Here is a 23,875-nt window from a genome sequence, read left to right on the forward strand (position 1 = left end):
GAATCACAACTAATTACCCGGACATGATATAAGTCCTAGTTTCCTGGTTAAGAGGGCCGGGTTTTTTGCCCCTTTTTTTTGATCCTGGTATCGCAAGCGATAAGATCAAAAATAAATTCATGCTGTGTTTATGGCAACCCAACTCAGCCAAGCCAAATCACCAACTGAACTAGTAATATCTTGGGAAGCCTTACCCAAGGATTTTCAACTAGAGGATGAACCAGTGGAGAATACCGGTCAGCCACTTTTGGCTGGTGCTTTGCGTGAAAGCCTAGAAATCAGTGGATTCATCCAACCCCAGATGTTGATAGCTTCAAACTTTGGTCTTTGTGCGACAGTCAACGGGCAATTTATTGCCAAAGCACCTGACTGGGTTTATGTGCCATCGGTTAATGAAGTTGTGGGCAATCGCAAAAGTTATACACCCAATTTAGAAGGAAATATCCCAGCGATCGCTATCGAATTTTTATCCGACACTGAGGGTGGAGAATATTCGGTAAAGCGAACTTATCCACCAGGAAAATGGTTTTTCTACGAGCAAATTTTGCAGATTCCCATCTACATAATTTTTGAACCAGATGGCGGTTTATTGGAATATTATCAACTGGAAAATAAACGCTATGAGTTAAAGCAACCCGACGAAAATGGTCGTCATTGGATTGATGTAATGGGCTTATTTTTGGGAACTTGGCAAGGAACAAAAGAAGCTCGCACTGGTTATTGGTTGCGCTGGTGGGATCAAGCTGGTAATTTATTACCGTGGGCTGTGGAACAGATTGAACAAGAACGCCAACGCACCGAACAAGAACGCCAACGCGCTGAACAGGAACGCCAGCAAAAAGAACGACTGATTGCTTATTTGCAATCTCAGGGTATTGACCCGAATAATTTGCCCCCGTTCGAGTAGAAAGTAAAAACCGCCGTTCTGATTACTCCGTCATCGATCATTACGGGTTTCCAATGCCACGCTGACTCACCGCATTGTTTCACCTCCAGCATAACTGCCTTTCTTTGGTAAGCTAGTTTAAATTACAGCTGATTTTGTCAATAAACTGTCAAATTAGCTGCTCAGTTTTCCAGGATAAAATTTGCGATGACTGTGAATCTGAAGTCTTTAGAGAACCAAATTAATGTCGCGGGCGATTCCAAAACCGCTCCTACTGCTCAAGGAACCCGCTACGTTCCCTCGCACCATCGACGCATTCTGTGTATCTTTCCCAAGTACAGCCGCTCCTTTGGTACTTTTCATCACGCTTACCCACTCATGGGTAATGTCCGGGCTTTTATGCCACCCCAAGGTATTTTAATTGTGGCTGCCTATTTACCTAAAGAATGGGAAGTGCGGTTTATTGATGAGAATGTCAAATCAGCAACTAGGGCTGATTACCAATGGGCTGATGTGGTAATTGTGAGTGGAATGCATATCCAAAAACCACAGATTAATCAAATTAATGAACTTGCCCATCGAGCCGGCAAAATTACAGTTGTTGGTGGCCCCTCGGTATCTGGGTGTCCAGAATATTATCCTGAGTTTGACATTTTAAATTTGGGTGAGTTGGGAGATGGAAGCGATCGCATGATCGAGTATCTCGACCAAAACCTGGAACGTCCCCAAGCGCAAATTCGCTTTGACAGCAAGGAACGTTTGCCCCTAACAGAGTTCCCCACACCAGCTTATCATTTGCTGAATATCAATGATTATTTCCTGGCAAATGTGCAGTTTTCTAGTGGTTGCCCTTATCGCTGCGAGTTTTGCGATATTCCCGAACTCTATGGCAACAGTCCCCGGATGAAAAAACCAGAGCAGGTAGTCGCGGAGTTAGACGCAATGCGACAATCTGGCAATTTGGGGGCAGTGTATTTTGTCGATGATAACTTTGTTGGCGATCGCCGCGCCGCCATGAAGTTACTTCCTCATCTGATTGACTGGCAAAAACGCAATGGCTACCCCATCCAGTTTGCCTGTGAAGCAACGCTCAACCTAGCTCAAAGTCCAAAACTGCTGGAGATGATGCGCGAAGCTTATTTTTGCACAATCTTTTGTGGCATTGAAACACCGGAACCAGACGCTCTCCATGCTATTTCCAAAGACCAAAATCTGAGTATGCCAATCTTAAAAGCGATTCAGGTTTTAAATAGCTATGGCATGGAAGTAGTATCAGGAATCATCATCGGGTTAGATACAGATACACCAGAAACCGCAGACCGAATTATCGAATTTATTCGGGCATCCCAAATTCCCATGTTGACAATTAACCTACTTCATGCTTTACCCCGAACTCCTTTATGGCGGAGATTAGAAGCAGAAGGACGACTTCTCTTTGATGAAAGCCGCGAATCAAATGTTGAGTTTTTGATGCCCTACGAGCAAGTTATTGAGATGTGGCGGCGCTGCATCACAACTGCTTATGAGCCGGAATTTTTATATCAGCGGTTTGCCTACAACATGGAACACACCTACCCAAATCGCATCAAAATTCCTAACAGCCCGGCTCGCACTTCTAGGGCTAATATTCGCAAAGGTTTAACTTATTTAACCAATATTTTGCTGCGGATAGGCATATTTAGTAACTATCGTCAAACTTTCTGGAAAATGGCCAAGCCAGCATTAAAAGCAGGTAATATTGAAAACTTGATTCACGTTGGACTTGTCGGACATCATTTGATTAAGTTTGCCCAAGATTGTGCCAAAAATGAAGAATCGGCTTCGTTTTATTCCCAAAAAATCCTCACCAAAGTTCGTAGCTAACTGTCAAGCACAGTCCTGAAAATAATTCGTAATTGATAATGACGCTCTCTACGAGACTTGTCTATAGAAGAATGGCACTAAGAAAAGCCCAAAGGCTTGTGTGGACTCGTTCCCAGTTTTAAGACTGGGAATGTATTCAAAAGAGGGCTGCTGCCTCTCGTCAAGAAAGAGGAGGCGGCAGCCCTTCCAAGATGGGTTCCCAACCTGGAGGCTGGGAACCAGTCAGAGACCGCGCTGGCTCCCCTTAACAAGGGGGGAACCGGAATCAAAGTCCCCCTTTTTAAGGGGGATTTAGGGGGATCTAGAACTTTTTGCTATCGATAAGAGGACTTTTCAAACATCCTCTTACGCCGAAGTCTTGCCCGCCTTTGGTTACTGGGCGGGCGAGACGGGCGAGACGCCCACCCCACAAGAAATAATTGGATATTTTTCATTTTGAAGTCCCTTAATGAAAGATTTAGGACTGCGATCGGCTATGCTACTTTTGAGGTTTTATCCTAAAGAAGTGTTAAGTAGAACCTCCTAACTATAGATAAGGAAATATACCTGTGAAAAAAACTTTGTTTCTCAGTCCTCCTTCCTTCGATGGGTTTGATGGTGGAGCAGGTTCGAGATACCAAGCCAAGCGCGAAATTACTTCCTTCTGGTATCCGACATGGCTGGCCCAACCCGCAGCCCTTGTACCTGGTAGCAAGCTTATCGATGCACCACCACATAATCAAACAGTAGAAGATGTCATCAAAATTGCTAAAGATTACGAGCTAATTATCATGCACACCAGCACACCTTCGCTGCCTAATGATGTGAAGTGCGCCGAGACAATCAAAGCTCAAAATCCTGATATCCAGATTGGCTTGATTGGAGCGCACGTAGCAGTATTACCAGAACAGACGCTGAGTGAAAACCCAATTATTGACTTTGTGTGTCGCCACGAATTTGACTATACCTGCAAAGAATTAGCAGAAAGTAAATCTTGGGAGGAAATCAAAGGTCTAAGCTACCGCGATCGCCAGGGTAATATACGTCATAATGAAGACCGCCCCTTGATTCATGATTGGGATTCTCTGCCCAGTGTATTGCCGATTTATCACCGTGATTTGGATATTACAAAATACTTTATCGGCTACTTATTGCATCCATACATTTCCTTTTACACTGGGCGGGGCTGTCCGGCAAAATGTACCTTCTGCCTTTGGCCGCAAACAATTGGTGGACACTTATACCGCACTAAAAGCCCAGAAGCTGTTGGGCGCGAGATGGAAGAAGCTAAAGCGATCTTCGGCGACAAGGTGCGAGAATATATGTTTGATGACGACACCTTTACTATAGACAAACATCGAGCGATCGCGATTAGCGAACACATGCAGCGACTCAAACTGACTTGGAGTTGCAACGCCCGTGCAAATCTCGATTATGACACCCTCAAACAACTACGTGATAATGGCTTACGCCTACTATTAGTAGGATTTGAATCTGGCAATCAGCAAATTTTGGATGGGATTAAGAAAGGAATCAAGCTGGAAGTAGCGCGGAAGTTTATGGAAAATTGTCATAAACTTGGCATTACCATACACGGCACATTTATCATTGGTTTACCCGACGAAACCCAAAAAACAATTGAAGAAACAGTTCGCTTTGCTTGCGATATTAGTCCTCATACAATTCAGGTTTCGATCGCAGCTCCCTATCCCGGAACAGAACTTTATCGTCAAGCACAGGAAAATAATTGGTTTAGCAACAATTCCTTAGTTGCCACTTCCGGAATTCAAATGTCCACACTGCAATATCCAAATCTCTCCAGTGCTGAGATTGAGGATGCAGTTGAGAAGATGTATCGGAAGTTCTACTTCCGTCCCAAAGCGATCATCCCAATTGTCAGTGAAATGCTCAGTGATCCTCAAATGTTAGTGCGCCGCCTGCGTGAAGGGCGGGAATTTTTCTCATACTTAAAAGATCGTCGCACCCAAGCAACTGCGAAAGCCGAATCAGTAGTTGTTGGTTAGTTGTTGATTGTTCTTTTTGGAGCTAACCCAGCCAAATATCAAACAGTAGTGTCATACCATTTGTTTGTGAGGCTGCACTCAATACGCTTGGGTTAAGGCTTAACTCTTTGTCAAATTCAATTTTTTTAACGAACCGTAAAGGACGCAAAGAAGAGGCAGCGCGGTCTTGGGGGTTTCCCCCATGAGCGACTGCCGTCGCAAAGGAAGAAAAGGAAGAAATGCTTAACTGAACTGTATTGAGGCTGCATCAAATTTTCTTTCTTTCTTTCTTTGTGTCCTTTGCGCCCTTTGCGGTTCGTTCCTCATATATAGGACTTACGCAAAAAAGCTCTCAAACTCTTATTCCTCCGTGTACTCTGCGTCCTCTGTGGTTCCATTTTCCATTGCTTGTGCGTAAGTCCTGATATAGTTTGGCGCATCTTCATGCAGAATTGCTATCAGTCTCACTCAATAGCTCAATTATCAGAAAAAATACAAAACATATGCAAGCAAAGCGATTCGCCATCATCAATGGTGATGACTTTGGTTTCTCTGAAGGAGTTAATCAAGCAATCATCAAAGCACACAAACAGGGAGTCCTAACAAGTACCAGCCTGATGGTGAGCGCTGATGCTGCAAAAGAAGCTGTCACCTTGGCAAGTGCCCACCCAACCCTGGCTGTTGGTCTACATCTTGTGTTGATATGTGGGCGCTCTATCCTACCGCCAGAGCAAATTCCCCATTTAGTTGACAAACAAGGTAACTTTTCCAACAGTCCATTGTTCGCCGGGTTGCGCTATCAATTTGTCAGCCAAACCCGTCAAGAACTGCGGCAAGAAATTCGCGCCCAGTTGGAAAAATACCGTTCAACTGGTTTGCCTCTCTCTCATGTGGATGGACATTTGCACATGCATATGCATCCAGTGGTCTTGCGTATTTTAGTTGACCTGGCACCAGAATTTGATATTAAAGTCATTCGTCTTCCCAGTGAGGAACTGGGGTTGACCCTCAGAGTTAATCGCAGTCATCTGCTGACGAAGCTAGTTTGGTCAGGAGTATTTGGCAGACTACGCCGCTATGGTGAGAAGATGCTAAAGTCCCAAGGTATTAGCTTTACCCAAAGAGTTTACGGTTTATTGCAAACTGGTGGCATTACAGAGGAATACTTGCTTGGGTTGATACCCCAAATCCAGGCAAACTTGGTGGAGATTTACTCTCATCCGGCGATGCCTACGGCGGGCAACTCTTGGAGAGGCTACGCCAACGCCAACGCTATTCATGGCGATCCTTTGAATGGAGAAGTAGCTACAGGTGAAGCAGAACTTGCTGCCTTATTAAGTGATCAGGTACGCGAAGCGCTTCTTAATAACGGCTTTGAAATTACCAACCACCATTTATTATCCCAACGTACCACCTAAATTTTATTTCCCAGAATTTTTAATTAATGATAATTTATGCTAAAAGTATCTGGCTTTGATTCAGATACTTTTGGGAATAATTATGCCAGCCAAAAATATGTCGTGAACATTTAAAAGTAAAATTCCTCTAAAGTAATAACTTTGTCATCCCAATTTCATTTAACGTACATACAAAAGTCCTAAACTCTCGGCAGCGAATCTAGAAAATGCTAATATTACTTGCCTGCTAATCAATGTCCATATTTGCATCTACTTTTTTAACAAATCTTCACCTAGTTATCATTGATTTTCTGCTAATTTTGTGCATATTATCTGTCTGGTTTTATTGCTATGCAATTTATGCAGCAATAACTTTTTTTGCTGATCCCCAGACAATTGATCTAGAGTTTCACCCACCTGTTAGTATCCTCAAACCCATTTGTGGGCTTGATAGCGATGCTTATGAAAACCTAGCCTCATTTTGTCAGCAGGACTATCCAGAATATCAAATCATCTTTGCTGTGCGAAACTCTAAAGACCCGTGCATAGAGGTTATAGAGAAAATCATCCACAATTTTTCAGACTTGGATATTCTGCTGATAGTAAGCGATCGCGTCATCGGTACAAACCTCAAAGTTAGCAACTTGGCCAATGCCGCAGCCAAAGCTAAATACGAAATTTTACTCCTTGCTGATAGTGACATTCGAGTTGGAACAGACTATTTACAAAGAGTTATCCAGCCGTTGCAAGACGAAAGCGTGGGTGTAGTTACCTGTATGTATCGAACCTTAACTCAAGGATGGATATCGATATTAGAGGCTATTGGTACTACTACAGAGTTTCATGCTGGGGTTTTAGTTAGCAAAATCCAGGAAAATGGTATAAAATATGCCTTCGGCTCCACCATTATCATCCCGAAAAAAGTACTAGAAGCGATCGGTGGATTTGAAGCAATTGCTGATTATCTGGCAGATGATTTCCAACTTGGCTATCTACCTGTTCAAGCAGGTTATAAGGTTGTGCTTTCCGACTATATAGTTGAACATGTACAAACAAGCAACAACTTACTTGATGCCATCAAGCGCCAGATTCGTTGGGCGCGTGGTAAACGAGTTTCTCGTCCTTGGGGTTATCTAGGACTAATTTTTACCTATGGTGTCGTCACCAGCTTGCTGCTGCTGATTGCCACTGATGGTTCAATACTAGGATGGCTAGGACTATGTATCTGTTGGGTAACAAGATTGCTGATGGCTTGGGTTGTTGGTAATATAAGTCTGAAAGATCCAATTGTCAAAAAGTTTCTGTGGCTCGTTCCTGGGTGCGACTTGTTAAGCTTTGCTATTTGGTGTTTTGGCTTTATTGGCAACACTATAGAGTGGCGGGGGCAGCAACTGAAGCTAACTAAAGATGGAAAGCTACTACTACAAGAAGACAAGAGTTATGAATTATCAATTATCAATTAAGGTTGTAAGTGGGAATATTTATAACTACGCTGTATACCTGTTTGGATTTTGAATTTTGAATTTTGAATTCCGCCTTGCGGTACTAGTTAGTGATTACTGTTCACTGTTATACATATTCCCAGACTATATCAAATTTAATGTTCATCTATGACCACAAAGCCTTGGGATGCTCAACTTGCTTACTGGCTAGTTCGACCTCTAAAAGACAGTTGGGTAAACCCTAATCATCTCACCACAGTGCGACTTGTAACTGGGTTGGCGGCTGCCATTGCGATTGCGGTTGGCGATGCCATTTGGACTAACATTGGCGCAGGGCTGTTTGCTTTATCCAACTTTCTAGATCACACCGACGGTGAATTAGCTCGTTTGAGTGGCAAAAGCAGCAAATGGGGACATCAATATGACCTCGCTAGTGATGCTATCATCCATATTCTTTTGTTTGTGTGTATTGGATATGGTCTTAGGGAGGGAAAATTTGGTTGGTGGGCGTTGCTGATGGGGATAGTATCTGGTGTATCTGTTGCGTGCATCTTTCACTTGCGAAACCAAATGGAACAGCGTTTGGGTAAAGACGCTAGCCGTCAACCAAATTTCGCCGGATTTGACATTGAAGACGTATTATATTTGTTTCCCATAGTTACCTTACTGCATGGACTAGAGCCGTTACTAATAGCAGCTACAATTGGTGCGCCAACATTTGCTGTATGGGTAATTTGGCAATTTTGGGCACTCCCGCAGCCTGAATCCAATTAGTATAGCGGGGCATTGGGCAGAAAGCTAATAAAACAGGCTTTTTAGCTTTATTGAATAGTACCGATGTATCCCTTTTTTCTTGTTAAGAGTTCCCTGTTAAGAGTTCCCTACCCACGCAAGTAAATTCAGGAATCAAACCGGATTCCTATAGTTTACGAGTATGAACAAACGCAGCAGCCCGTGCCTGATATTTATGGAGTAGATTTACTTCAGGTTTTGATAGAAGAAAATGGGCTACTTCAAAAAGATTTAGTACCCATTTTAAAAACAGAATCTATTATATCAGCCATATTGAAAAAGCGGCGTAAGTTAACAACCAGACACATTGAATAACTGGCAGATTTTTTTCATATTTCACCTGCTGCTTTCTTCCCAAATTATCTTGAATAACTCGTTATTACTTGAGTGTAGAAGTGGTATGTTTATTTTTGCAATCCTGTATTAGTATCAAATTATCAATGGATCTTCAAACTGAAATTGATAAAGCTATAGCAGCTGTTAATTACCAGAAACTTCAAGCTGAGTTTCAAGCTCAAAATGAATTTTTGGTGGTGGAGAACTTTCTCCCTAACTCCATCATTGAGCAGTTATTGGCGCTGTTGCCATCTTTACAACCTGCTATCAACCGCAACTATATTCCCAATCATAAAAAGGGCGGTAGTATCAGCCGCTATAGCTTAGACAGCCTTGCTCCAATTTTCGGAGAGTTTTATCAACTCAGTGCCTTTTTTAAATTCCTCAACCAAATTACGGCAGAAAAACTCCTTCCCTGTCCTGAGGCTGATCCCCATACTTACGCGCTGTACTATTACACTGAGCCTGGTGATCATATTCAGTATCATTACGATACTTCTTACTATCGCGGGAAACGCTATACAGTGTTGATTGGTTTGGTTGATAATTCATCCAGTAAGCTGGAATATCAACTCTACAAGGATATTCCTGAACGGGAGACGCAAACGCGATCGCTCTCCTTAACTCCTGGTAGTTTAGTATTATTCAATGGTGACAAACTTTACCACAGAGTTACACCTTTGGGTAAGAATGAACAGCGCATTGTCTTGACTTTGGAGTATGTCACCGACACCCGCATGGGTATGCTAAAACGTTTTGTCTCGAATATGAAAGATGCGATCGCCTATTTCGGGTTTCGCCAGGTGTTTCGCGGTTGAGACGATACAGAGTTAATCTTTCTTCGATGTTAAGAATTAATTAACAAATATTGTCTTGAGCAAAAAACAGTCATATAAAATACTGGGAAAGTTTCCATATTTCCTGGTGTCATAGCTTTATTGGTGACTTGACGATGAAGGCAATTATATTAGCTGCTGGCGTTGGACGACGCTTAGGTAAAGATGGGGAAATCCAACCCAAATGCTTACTGAAATTTAACGGCAAATCTCTATTAGAGCGCCATTTGAACCATCTCCGTCATTACCAGATTGACGAAGTAGTGATTGCTGTGGGTTATCAATCACAAAGAATTCAGGATGAAATCAAAGCATTAGGAGCCGAAAATTGGGTCAGTACAGTTTATAATCCTGATTACACTAAAGGTAGTGTAATCAGCCTTTGGACTTTACGTCAACAGCTAGTTGCTGGCGATGACATATTATTAATGGATGCAGATGTGTTGTACGATCGCCGCATCATCGAACGACTAGTAAAGACAAATATCCCCAACAGCTTCTTGCTGGATCGGGATTTTGAACCGGGAGATGAACCCGTGAAGCTTTGTGTCAGAGATAATTATCTAGTGGAGTTTCGCAAACAAGTAGCTCTTGGTTTGGCTTATGATTTGATTGGCGAGTCAGTGGGATTCTTTCGTTTTGGAAGTGCTGCTGCTCACCGTCTTGCCACGCGCACAGGATATTATATCGCTGACGGACGACATGAAGAACCTTATGAAGAAGTAATTCGGGATCTACTGTTAGAAACTCCAGAAACATTTGGCTACGAAGACATCACCGGATTACCTTGGCTCGAAATCGATTTTCCCCAGGATATTCAACGTGCCCAAAACGATATTTTACCTCAGATAGAAGTCGCAGAAAATGTCTGAAAATATCTTTATTTATAGCGCTTCTGGTTTGGATGCATTACAGTCTGACCTCTCTCCTAAAAGGAGAAAGGCTTTGAGGCTTACTTCCCTTCCAGCAATAAAAGTTTTTCTACTTCCCTCTCCTCTGAAGCTACGGTGTACACACAAGTCCTTCTCACCCCCTCTAACTCCCCCTTAGCAAGGGGGAGAACCGGATATTTCCCCCCTTGACAAGGGGGGATTAAGGGGGGTAAATCCAGGGTTTGGGCTTCATTACCAAGATGTGTGTACGCTGTAGCCTAAGAGGAGAGGGTTAGGGTGAGGTCTGTATTCCATGTAATTGAAAATCGCTAGCTATATTATATAAGTTGAGAAAAGTAGAATAGATGCATCAAATATTTGCACCCATCGACACCGCTGCAAACTTAAATAAGTGTGCCCAATTGCGGGTATTACTAGAATCGCCTCAACTCGACTTCATCATGGAAGCTCACAATGGAATTAGCGCCCGCATTGTGGAAGAGGCTGGATTTAAAGGAATTTGGGCGAGTGGACTAGCCCTTTCGGCTCAATATGGCGTTCGAGATAATAATGAAGCCAGTTGGACTCAAGTTGTGGAAATGCTGGAGTTCATGTCAGATGTCACCAGCATCCCCATATTATTAGACGGGGATACTGGTTATGGCAACTTTAATAATATGCGTCGCCTGGTTAAGAAGTTAGAACAGCGAGGTATTGCGGGAGTCTGTATTGAAGATAAGCTTTTTCCCAAAACCAATAGTTTCATCAACGGCAGTCGCCAAGCTTTAGCTGATATTGATGAATTCTGCGGCAAAATTAAGGCAGGTAAGGATAGTCAGACAGACCCAGATTTTTGCATCGTCGCCCGACTGGAAGCTTTGATTGCCGGGTGGGATCTCTCAGAGGCAATGCGCCGAGCTGAAGCTTACCACGCAGCCGGCGCAAACGCCATCCTAATTCACAGTAAATCATCGCGTCCTGACCAAGTGCTAGCCTTTGCCAAAGAGTGGGCGGGTCGTTCCCCGTTAGTGATTATACCGACAAAATATTACAGCACTGCCACTGATGTTTTTCGCAAAGCTGAAGTTAATTTGGTCATCTGGGCAAACCACATGATTCGAGCTGCTGTTGCTAGTATGCAAGCGATCGCTAGCGAAGTGAAAGCCAGCGAAACTTTAATCAACATTGAAGATGATATTGCACCTGTAAAAGAAATTTTCCGGCTACAAGGGGCGGATGAACTCATAGAAGCGGAAAAACGCTACTTTAACAACGGACGACAAAACACCCAAGCGATCGTTTTGGCTGCTAGCAGAGGCCAAGAATTAGCAGCGTTGACGGAAGATAAACCGAAAGTGATGTTACCCCTTGGAGGTAAACCCCTACTCAGGTTGTTGGTGGACAAATTCAAAAAACTTGCCATCAATGATATTACCGTTGTCGCGGGTTACAAAGCAGAAACTATCAATGTTCCGGGGACTAAAGTCATCCGCAACCCAGATTATGAAACAACGGGAGAATTAGCATCTTTAGCCTGCGCTCAAACCAGTTTCAGCGAGGAGATGCTGGTGCTTTACGGCGATTTACTATTTAGAAGCTACATCCTGCGGGATTTATTAGAATGTCCTGGAGAAATTGTCGCTGTGGTTGATTCTGTGGCCAACAGCAAATCTGTTAGCGGTTCACCTGACTACGCCTATTGCTCAATTCCAGACGACCTTTCTCTGTTTGGACAGGATGTCAATCTGTTGGACATTTCTAAAACGACACAAATGCAATTGGGTAAATCTAGCGGACGCTGGATTGGGATGCTGCGTTTGCGGAGTCAAGGTAGACAGTGGGTAAGTGAAGCACTCGATGAATTACAAAAACGACCGGAATTTAACAGTTTGGGTTTGCCAGAATTATGCAATTATTTAATCGAGCAAGGCAAACCGATCAAGGTGCTTTATATTCGCGGTAACTGGTTAGATGTTAATTCTTTAGATGATCTTGACCTTGCTTTTCAATTAAAACAATAGGCAGTGGGGAGTGGGGAGTTGGGAATGAGGAGGTGGAAATAAAATTTTGAACTCTGAGGTTCATCAATGAAGCTTTGAGGTTCATCAATGAAGCTTTGAGGTTCATCAACGAAGCTTTGAGGTTCATCAACGAAGCTTTGAGGTTCATCAATGAAGCTTTGAGGTTCATCAATGAAGCTTTGAGGTTGATCAACGAAGCTTTGAGGTTAAAGTTTTGAGTTCTGAAGTCGAAGTAATAATCTTTCCTTCCCACTCCCCATCTCAATCGTCTAAATCCCTGAAAATTGCTGTAAATTTTTAATTATGATCCAGGCAGAGGAATTTGTAGAAGCTGCGCGTAATCTTGGCTTTGGGTGGTATACTGGCGTACCCTGTTCTTTTCTCACGCCTTTTATTAACTACGTTATCAATGACGTTCAACTTAGATATATCTCCGCAGCCAATGAGGGAGATGCTGTAGCGATCGCATCGGGAGCAGCAATTGCTGGTAAACTATCTGTGGTGATGATGCAAAACTCTGGTTTGGGGAATGCTGTTAACCCGCTAACGTCCCTAAATTATATCTTTCGGATTCCACTGCTGCTGATTTGTACACTGCGAGGCGATGTCTACGACGGGCTACGCCTACGCCATTTACAAGATGAACCGCAACATCAATTAATGGGGCAAATCACAGATAAATTGTTGGAAACTATGTCTGTACCTTGGGAATTTTTTCCCACAGACGCAGCAGAAATAGAACCCGTTTTGAAAAGAGCCACAGCCTACATGAGACAAGAACGCCGTCCTTATGCTCTAATTATGCGTAAGGGAGCGATCGCACCCCATGCACTCACCCGTTCTTCTATTCCCGAACGAGAAAATAGTAGTAGCGCTGATATTCAGCAAAGCTTTTTTCGAGATAACAAAGAACAACGCATTTCTCGCAGCGAAGCACTAGCTCGGATTGTGGAACTAATTGATCCAGAGAATACTGTAGTAATTGCCACCACAGGATATACGGGACGGGAACTCTTCGCCAGTCAAGACAGCGCCAATCATCTTTATATGGTCGGGTCGATGGGCTGCGCTTCCTCAATGGGATTGGGACTATCCTTAGCACGTCCAGACCTGAAGGTAGTAGTGATTGATGGCGATGGAGCAGCACTGATGCGAATGGGTAATTTTGCTAGCATCGGCACTTATGGCGGTGCTAACTTGCTCCATATTCTCTTAGATAATGAAGTCTACGATTCCACAGGCGCACAAGCCACCGTCTCTGCGGGTATCTCCTTTGCCAAAATTGCCGAAGCGTGCGGTTACGGCGTTACATTAGCCGGAGACGACCCAGCCCTTTTAGAAGCCTTATTTACCGCAGATGCTAACACTAGACCTAAATTCGCTCATCTGAAAATCCGTCCCGGTACTTTAGAAAAGCTACCCCGACCGAACCTCACCCCGGAAGCAGTTTTACAACGCTTCATGAAACATATTGGTTCAGACCTGATAATTTCTAATTCGTAATTCACGCCGTGTGCAACTTTCTCTCAAACCTAACCCCCAACCCCTTCCCTACAAGGGAAGGGGAGCAAGAATCAAAGCCTCTCTCCCTGTGGGGGAGAGGAATGGAAGCGGGGTTTTAAGAATAAGTTGCACATCGCGTTAATTAATAAATTCAAAGTACAAACTCTTAATTTATTAATGACTAATGACAAATGACCAATGACCAATGACTAATGACAAAATGATTTTACTAAATCCCGGCCCCGTGAATTTGAGCGATCGCGTCAGAAATGCCCTGTTGCGTCCCGATTTGTGTCATCGTGAAGTAGAATTTTCTGAACTTCAAAGCAGAATCCGCGAACAATTACTTCAAGTTTATGATCTTGGAGGCGTAGGCGTAGCCCGCCGTAGGCATCGCTGGGCAGCAGTTCTCCTCACCGGTTCTGGTACCGCAGCAATGGAAGCGATGATCAGCAGTTTAGTACCCAGAGATGGGAAATTGCTAGTCATTGAAAACGGTGTATATGGTGAACGACTATCCAAAATCGCCAAAATCCACGGCATTGATTACATCACACTTTCCCATCCTTGGGATGCCGAAATAGATATCAACGGTTTAATCAAACTCCTGGATGAAAACACCGATATCACCCATCTCGCTGTCGTCCATCACGAAACTACTACCGGTCGCCTAAATAATTTGGTGGAACTCGCGCCAATTTGTCAAGAACGCCGCATCAAATTACTAGTGGATGGAGTTAGCAGCTTTGGTGCTGAAGAACTAAATTTTGCAGATTGGGGAATCACCGCTTGTGCTGCGACAGCTAATAAATGTCTGCATGGCGTCCCTGGAACCTCTTTTGTCATCCTGCGACGGGATGCACTGCCGTCAGTAGACACAATCCCCCGCACCTTATATTTAGATTTAGCAACCTATTGCCAGCAGCAAGACCGAGGCGGAACACCTTTTACGCAATCAGTACAGACATTTTATGCCTTAACAGAAGCTTTGCAAGAAATGGCAGAAGCCGGAGGATGGCGTGCTAGACACAGCTATTACAGCCAACTAGCAAACTTAGTCAGAGACGGGTTAGCCTCAATGGGAATTAAATCTTTACTTCCTCAAGGAATTTCATCTGTGGTTTTGAATGCCTACTATTTACCAGATAAATTCAGTTATGAAGAATTTCACGACCAACTCAAAGCTGAGGATTATGTAATTTATTCTGGACAAGGAAATTTAGCTCAATCTATTTTTAGAGTATCAACAATGGGAGCTATTACTCACCCTGATATGGAACGATTTGTTGCTGTTGTTCAACAAATTATTTCAAAAAGACAGTAATTAAATTAGATATATGCTGCGGACTGACTACGCAACAGTCTTGAATCACCGTCTGAAGCAATTGTCTCAAAGCAGGAATCCATTTCGACAAAAAACTCCCAATAATCTTTGTTATATTGTGTAGCCAATCTCTTAATGACCAAATCCTCTAGTTGAGAATTGCGCTTGCCTTTCCAAAGCGTATCCGCCAAGGCAACAAATAACTCCTCAAGAGAACATTCCATTGTTTGCCAAAACCCTGATTTTTAGGTAGGGGCAATTCATGAATTGCCCCTACTGCGTGTAGTTTTGCGTAAGTCCGATGAAAGTCGGCGGGAAACTCCAACCCAAGAGTGGCTGGAGAGGATAGCCGCCCGCCGACTTCGGGCATTGGGAATTGGGCATTGGTGACTCTTACCCATGCCCATTTTAACAGGGCATCAAAGCATTTAATCTCCCCAGTACTGCCATATCTTCTGCATCTAACTCCGTCGGAATACCACTGCGAATCAATTCCGAAAAGTCTTCATTGGGAACCATAACAGTCAACGTGTACAAGCGAGTAGAACCAGTATTTTTAATCAAATGAGTACCAGTGGGAGGCACCAACAAACTATCTCCAGTTTTGATCATCGCACTTTTGCCGTCACACATGGCGATCGCTTCCCCTTTGAGGATGAAAAACATTTCCACCGCCCACTGATGGCGATTTGGCGGTGTTTGTCCACCTACATCAAAAATTTCTATGCAGCAAGTCAACGAAGTATTAGCATTTGTCGAATCGAAGATAATTGCTAATCGATTAGAATCGTTAAGACTGATGCGATATACCTGGTAATCTTTGAGAGATTTGATAACTGGAATTACACAACGAGTTGCGTACATTTATTTATCCCCTCTGAAGTTATCGATGGCTATGGAAATGCCTAAAATCCAAGTCCTGAATCAGAGAATTTTAGATTTTACATTTTGGATTTGGGATTGAAGAATTCAAAATTCAAAGATGTCTGAGAGCAAGCGAATTTAAACGCGATAAAAATCTAAAATTCCTGATCGAAGAAAGAGCATTCATACATGGGATCAATCTAAAATCCAAAATCCAAAATCCAAAATTGATTCACTCCTGACTTTTTTGCAGCGCTGTTAAAATTGCTTGCGAGTCAGTGACAAAACCAAAGCATTGTTTGACATTGTACAACGTCGCCAGCCAACAATATTCAGGAGAAGTTGTGGCGGTGCAGTCTTTAACTAATACGCAGTCATATCCTAAGAAGTTGGCATCACATAACGTGGCTAGCACACATTGATCAGCATTAACACCAGCAAAAAATAATGTTGTCCTTCCCAGATTCCGTAAGATACTATCTAATGGCGTATCCCAAAACCCACTCATCCGGTATTTGTCCACACGAATATCTTCGGGAATCTGTTCTAGTTCGTCTACCACGGCTGCTGCCCAACTACCTGCCATGAGTACTCTAGCACCATTACTTGGCAGTGGATCGCCCAATCCCACACCCTCCCCTGTGGGATTATAGACGTGACGCAAACTAGCACTAATATTGAGCAAGTCGGGACGATTCCCCCAATTTACCCAAATGACTGGAACACCAGCCTCACGCAGTTCTGGAAGTAAGTTGTTCAAAGGTTTAATAGGCTGACGCGCCGGAGTTACGTCCACGCCGATATGCGCTAACCAGCCATCAGGGTGACAGAAGTCATTTTGCATATCAATGACGAGGATAGCAGCTTTTGCCAAGTCTAGGCACAGGGTTTTAGTTTCTGTTGATAAAATAACGGGTTGTGGGGTCTTTTGAAGACGAGTGATATCTGCGATCGCATCATTCACTGTCCACGCATTTGGTGCAACTCCCAATGTCCGTAATGGTAAATTCATAAAATTCCAATACCCAACACCATTTTCTATTTTGTAACTTGAAATTCAGTTGAAAAGACGATTACTTAATCAAGGTTAAATATGGTAAGTTTCACTATCCAGAATGTTTTGATTGCCGTCCGTGATGATTATGCAACGGTAGATGTACAGGTTGTAGATGGTGCGATCGCAGCCATTGCCCCCAATCTACAGGTAATTGGCACAGCCATAGATGGCAAAAATAAGCTGCTGCTACCTGGCTTTTTCAACGCCCATACCCACTCATCAGAGATGTGGCAGCGAGGAATCATGTCAATGTTCCCTTTAGAATTATGGTTAGGGGAACTGTATGATTTTGCTCCCCTCGATCCCGAACAGGTTTATCTCAGTGCTTTGGGTACTGCGGTGGAAACCCTACTTTCTGGTGGGACGAGTGTAGTAGATCACCTGGTATTAATTCCCGGACTTGAGTTAGAAACGATCGCCATTGCAACTCGCGCGTACAGAGAAGTGGGAATTCGCGCCTTTATCGCCCCCTTAATTCAAGATGAATCCCTCTCCGCAGGTATCCCATCCGGGGAATCAGCCCCAACTCATCAGCCTTATTTTCGTTCAACTGCGGCAACATTGGAAATCATCGAAGAGGCGGTAAGACAGTTTCATCGCCCGGATGAGGGTGTAAATATTTTAGTCGCACCAACAGGGATACAATTGTGTACTGATGCTTTATTTGAGGGATGTATCGAGTTAAGCGATCGCTACAATCTTTGTCGTCACTCCCATTTACTCGAAACTAAAGCACAGGAAAAACTCGCCCAAGAAAAGTACGGTTGTACTGCTGTGGAACATTTGAAAAGAATCGGGTTTTTGAGCGATGTCTACGACGGGCTACGCCAACGCACAACACTTGCTCATTGTGTTTGGTTAAATGATGCTGATATCGCCATCCTCGCCGAAACTCAATCTACAGTTGTTCATAATCCTTTAAGTAATCTACGTTTAGGTAGTGGCATCGCCCCCATTTTAAAATATCGCCAAGCTGGAGTAAATGTAACTTTTGGTTGCGATGGTGCTTCTAGTAATGACTCCCAAGATTTGTTAGAAGCTATCAAAATTGGTTCTATTTTACATAATGTTACAGACTCCGATTATCAACACTGGATTACGCCCAGACAAGCAGTAGAAATGGCATCTTTGGGAGGTGCAAAGGGACTGAATATAGCAGACAAACTCGGTTCTATTACTGTGGGAAAACAAGCCGATTTGGTACTTTATGACCTCACCAACTTATCATTATTACCGCGTACAGATCCCATTGGATTGCTAGTTTTAGGTCGTCCTAGTAATGTTGTTAATAGTGTTTGGGTGAATGGTAAGCAAATTGTTGCCGATGGTAAAGTTACCACAATTAACGTTGATGAATTGCGACAAGAATTATTTAATCGTAGTCAATGGGAGACAAAGCGCAAGTCTGAAACCGTCGCGCAAATTGAAGCACATTATCGCACGGTTATGGGGTTATGAAAAACAAGTATACACAAGAGCCACTGTAAAATAGTAACAAATTGTTAAGCTTAGGACATCATGCGGAGTAAGCATGAAATTATCACTTAGTGATTTATGTGCAACATTTCAAGAATGTACAGTTTGGACAAACAGCATTATTGAAGATGGTTTTTCATCTCGTTTAGGCATCCTTGAAGAAACGATCACTGATATCAACTTAATAACAATTGCACGAAAGCACAGCGATTTTATCCTGACTAAGAAATTCAGTCGTAGAGAAGAAGGTTCACAAAGCGGTGCTGACTGGTTATGGTGCATAGGTGAGCCTGGTGCTTGGTTATCATTATTAGTGCAAGCAAAAGTTGTTAATCCAGTTAATTCGACTTGTCGTTTTCTTAACTATCGTTCAGGTGAGCAACGTCGCCTGCTGCTAAATTTTGCACGTCATTACCGCTTGTTTCCTCTCTATTGTCTTTACTCCCAAATTACTGATGAACTTTATCCCCCCAGTAAATCATTACCATCTTTGTCAAATTTTGATTCTTCAGAATGGGCTTGTTCTTTAGTCATTCCTAAATTTATAAGAAAACTAGTTGAGCAGAAGCATAACAAGCAGATCGATTTACTAAAATATGGAATTCCTTGGACATATCCCTTTTATATGGCTGCGACAAATAATGACCAAAAACTAGCTCATAGTTTAGCTGAAGCGATGAAAAAGATACGTACTGAATTTGAATCTGTTGACTCATCGGGGATGTACGTTCAGTTGTTGGATAACTCCTCAAGTAAAGCGAAGAAGCAAGGTACTACCCGAATCAGATGGGAAAATCCAGATCCGTTGCTACTTGTTACATCAAATCTGCCTAGTGTTGCATTACGACTTCTAAAAGGGAAGATCAGTGCTGTGAAATCACCTGTTGCTGGGCTAAGTATTATATCCACTGTGCCTATTGATACAGTGCTACAAACATACAAAGCCCTACCTGCTTCAGATAGAGAGAGCTTTCACCCAAGCAAAATCGCTAGAGATGATAGCCAGGTTCAGCTAGATATGCGAGTTTCCGACACTTAACACAATGTTGGAGCAGACGAACCAAGCCTCTGTGTCAAGGTTGCTTGCCTCCGCTTAACTTCACGCTAGCCTATTAAGTTATTGATTAGGAGAGTATTTTGACCTTGCCAAGCAAACATCCATCTTTTCTATAATCATTATTCCTCTCCTCAAAAGTGAAAGGCAAAATGAAGCGGTATGTCGCAAATAATACAAATTGGTTGTATGAGAGTTTGTTCAAGAATACTGTGAAAGCAAGCTTTTATGGGCTAAAAAGTAAATTAATATTTCTTCTTATTCTGTATGAGAAGTTTTATATCTATGAAAAGCTTGATTCACAATCATTTTAGGCTAAAGTTAATCTTTGATATACGGGCGACTAGTATTGACACAGTTGCTTTTTATTGGCTAAGATTCCGTAGATAATTTTATCGAGCAAAACAAAAATGCCTAGTATCGAAGATACACCAGAAAAAGTATCTAATGTTACACTACCATACAAGACCGATGATCAAGATATTCTCCAGCTTATTGAAGCTATCAAAAGAAAACCAGACAATGAGAAGGCTATTAAGGAGATATACAACAAATCAAACTTTGAAACTTCTCGAAAAACTCTTGAAATATTAGGCATTTTGGACAATCAACTAATATTTAGCTCTGCTGGAAAAGAGTTTGCTATTGAAAAAGATAACAAACGTAAAGAAGAACTTTTTCTTCAATTCTTTCTTAGCTATACGCCCTATGGTCATTACCTTGAAAGTATTTCTCAAACTGGTGATTTATCCACTACAGAAACAGAAACTATAAAAGATTATTGGTGGAAACATAACTATGGTTCTTCTGGGAGTAACCGTGAGGATGGAGTTGTTGCTTTTGGTAAACTCATCTCGTTGACGGGACTTGGTAAATTCATAACTGGTAGGAAAGGACAGCCATCGCGTATCGAATGGAATCAAAATGCGAAATCTTTAATTGATGCAGCGTGTAATTCTGATAAGTCTGATTCAACCTTAGAAGAACAGTCTTCAAGTATTGATTCTGAACAGATAGATGTGAGTGATTCTACGTCCGTTTTCAAGGATTATCCATCGGTCAGCGAGACACCTGCTGCTAAATCTAAATCTCATGTCGAGCTACCGTCGTTAGGGGGCACAACACTGAGTGTTATCCCGACGACTATTTCAATTAATGTTGATATGAGTGAATGGGGTACCAGCAAAATCATTACCTTCTTCAAAGCTACTTACGGAATTTTTGACGATGATAGAGAATCTGACTTATCAACTACCTGCTCACAAAGTATCAGTGAATCTAGTGATGGATATAGTGATTTGTAGTTCTTATAGCAAAGTCAACCTAGGCTCTTTGGAAAAATATACAGGAAAAAGCAAGCCCTATGTTAAAAGTGCAGTTGATGCGGCTTGCTTACTTGGAATGATAGACAACCAAGATAATGGTTATTTTGCTACGGTCAAGGAATGCTCTGAGTTGCTTACTGCTAAACCTTCTGAAGAGTTGAAGGTTGCTGTGTTTAGAAAGTGGCTTCAAGCATGGAAGCCTTTTATTCTTTTTCTTCGTCACTTAGCAATGGGAGATAGCCTCGAAGTATCAGCTAGGAGGCTAACTTCTTTTTACTCCTTTAATAAGGATGTTAAAGCAATTTTCGAGTTATTAAGTTTGTGGTCTAAGACGTGCAATTTAATTGACGCTAAAGGATCTTTAATCATTAGAGAGTATGAAATAGAGATAAAAGAGCTAACAGATGATTTTTCTAGAGATTTACTCGATGATGTAGGAGTAAGACTTTACTTAAACAGAGTGCTTGGCGATGAGGTCTTCCAATGGCTTACCCACAGTGAACTTGAGGAATTGGTAACTAGTCTTCTTACTTATCTAGATAACCCAAGAAGTGCTATCGAATGTTCGGGAAGAGCTTATGAGGATGTTCTGAGAAGACTCTCTGTTGAAATTGGAACTATTGACATCAAGAAAATTGGAGCAAAGTCTGGCATTTCAGAATTAGCCAACAACGTTTTGTATGCTTACAGGGATGATTCGGGAACTCCTTATAGTTTCATTCACACTAAACAACGTGACATCTCACAAGCAATCGCATCTATTCGTAATATGGCAGGTCATAGTATGGAAGCCAAATCTATGGAGCGATGGGAACTAAGTTCAACCGCAGCTATTGGCAAAATACTGACAACTATCTCATCAATAAGAAGTCTCTTCCACTACATCAAGTACAGTAAGTACTTATTCTAGTTAGGTTTGGTGACTATTATTAAGTAGTGGCACAGGCTAACACTGTATTTGTTGAACATTTTAAAATAATTGGGTATTTGAGCGATGTTTACGACGGGCTACGGCTACACACAACACTTGCTCATTGTGTTTGGGTTAGAGTCAATGATGTCGTCAGGCATGAGAGTTTGATGAATAAAGAGAGGTGATCGGTGTTAACTTTAAGAGCAAAGCGTTACGTGAGAGTAATTCACTATGTCATCAACAGCAATTACCACCGTAATCAAAATGATGGAGTCTTTACCCATTGAGGTACAAGATCGAATTGCAGAGCATCTGCGGGAATACATTGATGATCTACAAGATGAAATCACATGGAATGAATCGTTCCAGAGAACACAATCAAAACTTATTGCTGCTGCAAAACTTGCCAAACAAGAAATTGCAGAGGGACAAGCCACTGCAATGAACTACGACCAGCTATAAAGTCAGCAGTACTTCCTTCCTTTTGGTCTGAGTATCGACAGTTGAGCAGCGAAATTAGGCAAAGTGCCAAGAAAGCATATCGGCTGTGAGCAGAGAATCTATTTCACCCGTCTTTACGTTTCAAGTGCATCAACAGTCAGGAGGGGATTTAAACCACAAGCTATGGTGGGGAAGGATGGGACATGACACCACACACCACTGAGCTTTACAAAGTCGCCCAAACTGTTAGCGATAAGTGCAAAGTTCCGGGTTATGCAGGAGGTGCTGCACACGCTACCAATGACTTCTACACACTCATTGGTAGCCATCTCAGCTTTGGCTATCCGCGCCAGGAGGGATAATTTTAAATCGGAATTTGAATCACAAATTCTGAACCTTCTCCCAGTACAGAATTTACTTCCAGAGTGCCGCCATGTTTTTCTACAATAATTTGCCGGGCGATCGCTAATCCTAATCCTGTACCTTTGCCTACAGATTTAGTTGTAAATAAATGGCCAAAGATCTTTTGTTTGACTTCATCAGACATTCCCATCCCATTATCTTGAATGTAAATTAAAACAAGTCGTAATCTCAATTTTATTATTAATATCGTGAAAATTACGTCCAATATTCGACTCCTCTAAAGCATCAATGGCATTTGCTAATAAATTCATAAATACCTGATTAAGTTGCCCAGGAAAGCATTTGACTAAAGATATATCTCCGTATTCTTTCACTACTTGAATATCTGGATGCAGTTCCGATGCTTTTAAGCGATGCTTAAGAATCAATCAAAATAGCGCTGTCGATACCTTCGTGAATATTAAAAGCAACTTTGTGTTCTGTATCTGCTCTTGAAAAGGTTCGTAAACTATTGCTAATACTCCGAATGCGGTCAATACCTAATTTCATCGAATAAATCAGTTTTGGCAAATCTTTTCGGAGATATTCTAAGTCAATCGCTGCGATTTCTTCTTCTATTTCCGCACCCGGATTCGGAAATTTTTGCTGATAGAGGTCGATGAGGCGAAATAAATCTCCAACAAAATCAACAGCAGGTTGGATATTACCTGCAATGAAGCCTACAGGGTTGTTGATTTCGTGGGCTACACCTGCAACTAAGTTACCTAATGCTGACATTTTCTCACTTTGTACTAGTTGTAGTTGCATCTGCTGTAAATCTGTAATAGAGTGTTCTAAATGTTGAGCATTTTCTTGCGATCGCTAAATTCTTCTTTATCAGGACTTACGCAAAAATTGCTAAAAAGCTTAATTTATCGAACCGCCTTCGCGCTTCGCGTCTCCGAAGGAGAAGACGCCTTCTCTGCGAGAGGCTTCGCCAACGCGCAGCGTCTCGTAGAGAAGAGCGCCGAGAATTCGTAGAGTGTGCGTAAGTCCTATTTATCAAATAAATTCAGGACTTACGCATTGAGAACCTGAAACCTCGATCCCCCTTTTTAAGGGGGGAACTAGAATCTTTTGCCGCCTTTT

The 23,875-nt window shown here is 42.3% G+C and carries 22 protein-coding genes and 1 pseudogene; 18 read left to right on the forward strand and 5 right to left on the reverse strand.

What is annotated here, in order from left to right; all coding sequences use genetic code 11:
- The first annotated feature begins 130 nt into the window (after positions 1–130).
- The 9 genes from HWQ41_RS09540 to aepX all read left to right on the forward strand — a co-directional run bounded on the left by HWQ41_RS09540 (position 131) and on the right by aepX (position 12,427).
- Positions 131–907: a Uma2 family endonuclease gene (locus HWQ41_RS09540; protein ID WP_292761892.1), complete on the forward strand. Its 777-nt coding sequence runs from the start codon at positions 131–133 to the stop codon at positions 905–907.
- Between the two features lie 186 nt (positions 908–1,093).
- Complete coding sequence (locus tag HWQ41_RS09545; RefSeq protein ID WP_292761894.1) at positions 1,094–2,749, forward strand: B12-binding domain-containing radical SAM protein; 1,656 nt, start codon at positions 1,094–1,096, stop codon at positions 2,747–2,749.
- A gap of 548 nt (positions 2,750–3,297) precedes the next feature.
- Positions 3,298–4,752 carry a hopanoid biosynthesis associated radical SAM protein HpnJ gene (gene hpnJ / locus HWQ41_RS09550; protein ID WP_292761895.1) on the forward strand — a complete coding sequence of 485 codons (1,455 nt, stop codon included), beginning with the start codon at positions 3,298–3,300 and terminating at the stop codon, positions 4,750–4,752.
- Positions 4,753–5,234: 482 nt separating this feature from the next.
- The gene (gene hpnK / locus HWQ41_RS09555; protein WP_292761897.1) at positions 5,235–6,149 is read left to right on the forward strand and encodes a hopanoid biosynthesis-associated protein HpnK; all 915 of its coding nucleotides are present in this window, start codon (positions 5,235–5,237) and stop codon (positions 6,147–6,149) included.
- A gap of 233 nt (positions 6,150–6,382) precedes the next feature.
- Complete coding sequence (gene hpnI / locus HWQ41_RS09560; protein WP_292761899.1) at positions 6,383–7,591, forward strand: bacteriohopanetetrol glucosamine biosynthesis glycosyltransferase HpnI; 1,209 nt, start codon at positions 6,383–6,385, stop codon at positions 7,589–7,591.
- Between the two features lie 147 nt (positions 7,592–7,738).
- Positions 7,739–8,344 carry a CDP-alcohol phosphatidyltransferase family protein gene (locus HWQ41_RS09565; protein ID WP_292761901.1) on the forward strand — a complete coding sequence of 202 codons (606 nt, stop codon included), beginning with the start codon at positions 7,739–7,741 and terminating at the stop codon, positions 8,342–8,344.
- Positions 8,345–8,802: 458 nt separating this feature from the next.
- Positions 8,803–9,516, forward strand: coding sequence for a 2OG-Fe(II) oxygenase (locus tag HWQ41_RS09570; protein WP_292761903.1), 714 nt, complete (start codon positions 8,803–8,805; stop codon positions 9,514–9,516).
- A 134-nt stretch (positions 9,517–9,650) separates the two neighbouring features.
- Positions 9,651–10,406: a phosphocholine cytidylyltransferase family protein gene (locus HWQ41_RS09575; RefSeq protein WP_292761904.1), complete on the forward strand. Its 756-nt coding sequence runs from the start codon at positions 9,651–9,653 to the stop codon at positions 10,404–10,406.
- A 365-nt stretch (positions 10,407–10,771) separates the two neighbouring features.
- Entirely contained in the window at positions 10,772–12,427 is a 1,656-nt protein-coding gene (gene aepX, locus HWQ41_RS09580; RefSeq protein ID WP_292761907.1) for a phosphoenolpyruvate mutase, read from the forward strand.
- On the opposite strand, the gene HWQ41_RS09585 is transcribed toward aepX, so the two are convergent.
- Positions 12,381–12,680: a hypothetical protein gene (locus tag HWQ41_RS09585; protein ID WP_292761908.1), complete on the reverse strand. Its 300-nt coding sequence runs from the start codon at positions 12,678–12,680 to the stop codon at positions 12,381–12,383. The genes aepX and HWQ41_RS09585 overlap by 47 nt on opposite strands.
- Before the next feature lie 50 nt (positions 12,681–12,730).
- Here HWQ41_RS09585 and aepY point away from each other — a divergent pair, with 50 nt between their 5' ends.
- Complete coding sequence (aepY, locus tag HWQ41_RS09590) at positions 12,731–13,930, forward strand: phosphonopyruvate decarboxylase (RefSeq protein WP_292761909.1); 1,200 nt, start codon at positions 12,731–12,733, stop codon at positions 13,928–13,930.
- Between the two features lie 205 nt (positions 13,931–14,135).
- Complete coding sequence (locus tag HWQ41_RS09595) at positions 14,136–15,254, forward strand: 2-aminoethylphosphonate aminotransferase (protein ID WP_292761910.1); 1,119 nt, start codon at positions 14,136–14,138, stop codon at positions 15,252–15,254.
- 148 nt (positions 15,255–15,402) lie between these two features.
- Here HWQ41_RS09595 and HWQ41_RS09600 read toward each other — a convergent pair whose 3' ends face one another.
- The 3 genes from HWQ41_RS09600 to HWQ41_RS09610 form a co-directional block, all read right to left on the reverse strand.
- On the reverse strand, positions 15,403–15,624 hold the full coding sequence (locus HWQ41_RS09600) for a hypothetical protein (protein ID WP_292761911.1): 222 nt from the start codon (positions 15,622–15,624) through the stop codon (positions 15,403–15,405).
- Positions 15,625–15,662: 38 nt separating this feature from the next.
- Entirely contained in the window at positions 15,663–16,118 is a 456-nt protein-coding gene (locus tag HWQ41_RS09605) for a cupin domain-containing protein (protein ID WP_292761912.1), read from the reverse strand.
- A gap of 232 nt (positions 16,119–16,350) precedes the next feature.
- A complete protein-coding gene (locus HWQ41_RS09610; protein WP_292761914.1) occupies positions 16,351–17,130 on the reverse strand; it encodes an isochorismatase family cysteine hydrolase in 780 nt (259 codons plus the stop codon).
- 81 nt (positions 17,131–17,211) lie between these two features.
- Between HWQ41_RS09610 and HWQ41_RS09615 the strand changes: the two genes are divergently transcribed.
- The 6 genes from HWQ41_RS09615 (at position 17,212) to HWQ41_RS09640 (ending at position 22,746) form a co-directional block, all read left to right on the forward strand.
- Positions 17,212–18,633, forward strand: coding sequence for an amidohydrolase (locus HWQ41_RS09615; protein ID WP_292761917.1), 1,422 nt, complete (start codon positions 17,212–17,214; stop codon positions 18,631–18,633).
- Positions 18,634–18,706: 73 nt separating this feature from the next.
- The gene (locus HWQ41_RS09620; RefSeq protein ID WP_292761918.1) at positions 18,707–19,690 is read left to right on the forward strand and encodes a hypothetical protein; all 984 of its coding nucleotides are present in this window, start codon (positions 18,707–18,709) and stop codon (positions 19,688–19,690) included.
- Positions 19,691–20,115: 425 nt separating this feature from the next.
- Positions 20,116–21,009, forward strand: coding sequence for a hypothetical protein (locus tag HWQ41_RS09625; protein WP_292761920.1), 894 nt, complete (start codon positions 20,116–20,118; stop codon positions 21,007–21,009).
- Complete coding sequence (locus HWQ41_RS09630; protein WP_292761921.1) at positions 20,990–21,940, forward strand: hypothetical protein; 951 nt, start codon at positions 20,990–20,992, stop codon at positions 21,938–21,940. The genes HWQ41_RS09625 and HWQ41_RS09630 overlap by 20 nt, the downstream gene beginning before the upstream one ends.
- Positions 21,941–22,174: 234 nt before the next feature.
- Entirely contained in the window at positions 22,175–22,405 is a 231-nt protein-coding gene (locus HWQ41_RS09635; protein WP_069068837.1) for a hypothetical protein, read from the forward strand.
- Positions 22,406–22,587: 182 nt separating this feature from the next.
- Positions 22,588–22,746: a hypothetical protein gene (locus HWQ41_RS09640; RefSeq protein WP_292761924.1), complete on the forward strand. Its 159-nt coding sequence runs from the start codon at positions 22,588–22,590 to the stop codon at positions 22,744–22,746.
- 2 nt (positions 22,747–22,748) lie between these two features.
- Here HWQ41_RS09640 and HWQ41_RS09645 read toward each other — a convergent pair.
- Positions 22,749–23,605: pseudogene (locus HWQ41_RS09645) on the reverse strand (ATP-binding protein); the annotation flags it as partial.
- On the opposite strand from HWQ41_RS09645, the gene HWQ41_RS09650 reads away from it, so the two are divergent.
- A complete protein-coding gene (locus HWQ41_RS09650; protein WP_292761925.1) occupies positions 23,585–23,767 on the forward strand; it encodes a hypothetical protein in 183 nt (60 codons plus the stop codon). The pseudogene HWQ41_RS09645 and the gene HWQ41_RS09650 overlap by 21 nt on opposite strands.
- The last annotated feature ends 108 nt before the right edge of the window (positions 23,768–23,875 follow it).

The organism is Nostoc sp. NOS(2021), assembly GCF_017115025.1.
Taxonomy (GTDB): Bacteria; Cyanobacteriota; Cyanobacteriia; order Cyanobacteriales; family Nostocaceae; genus Nostoc.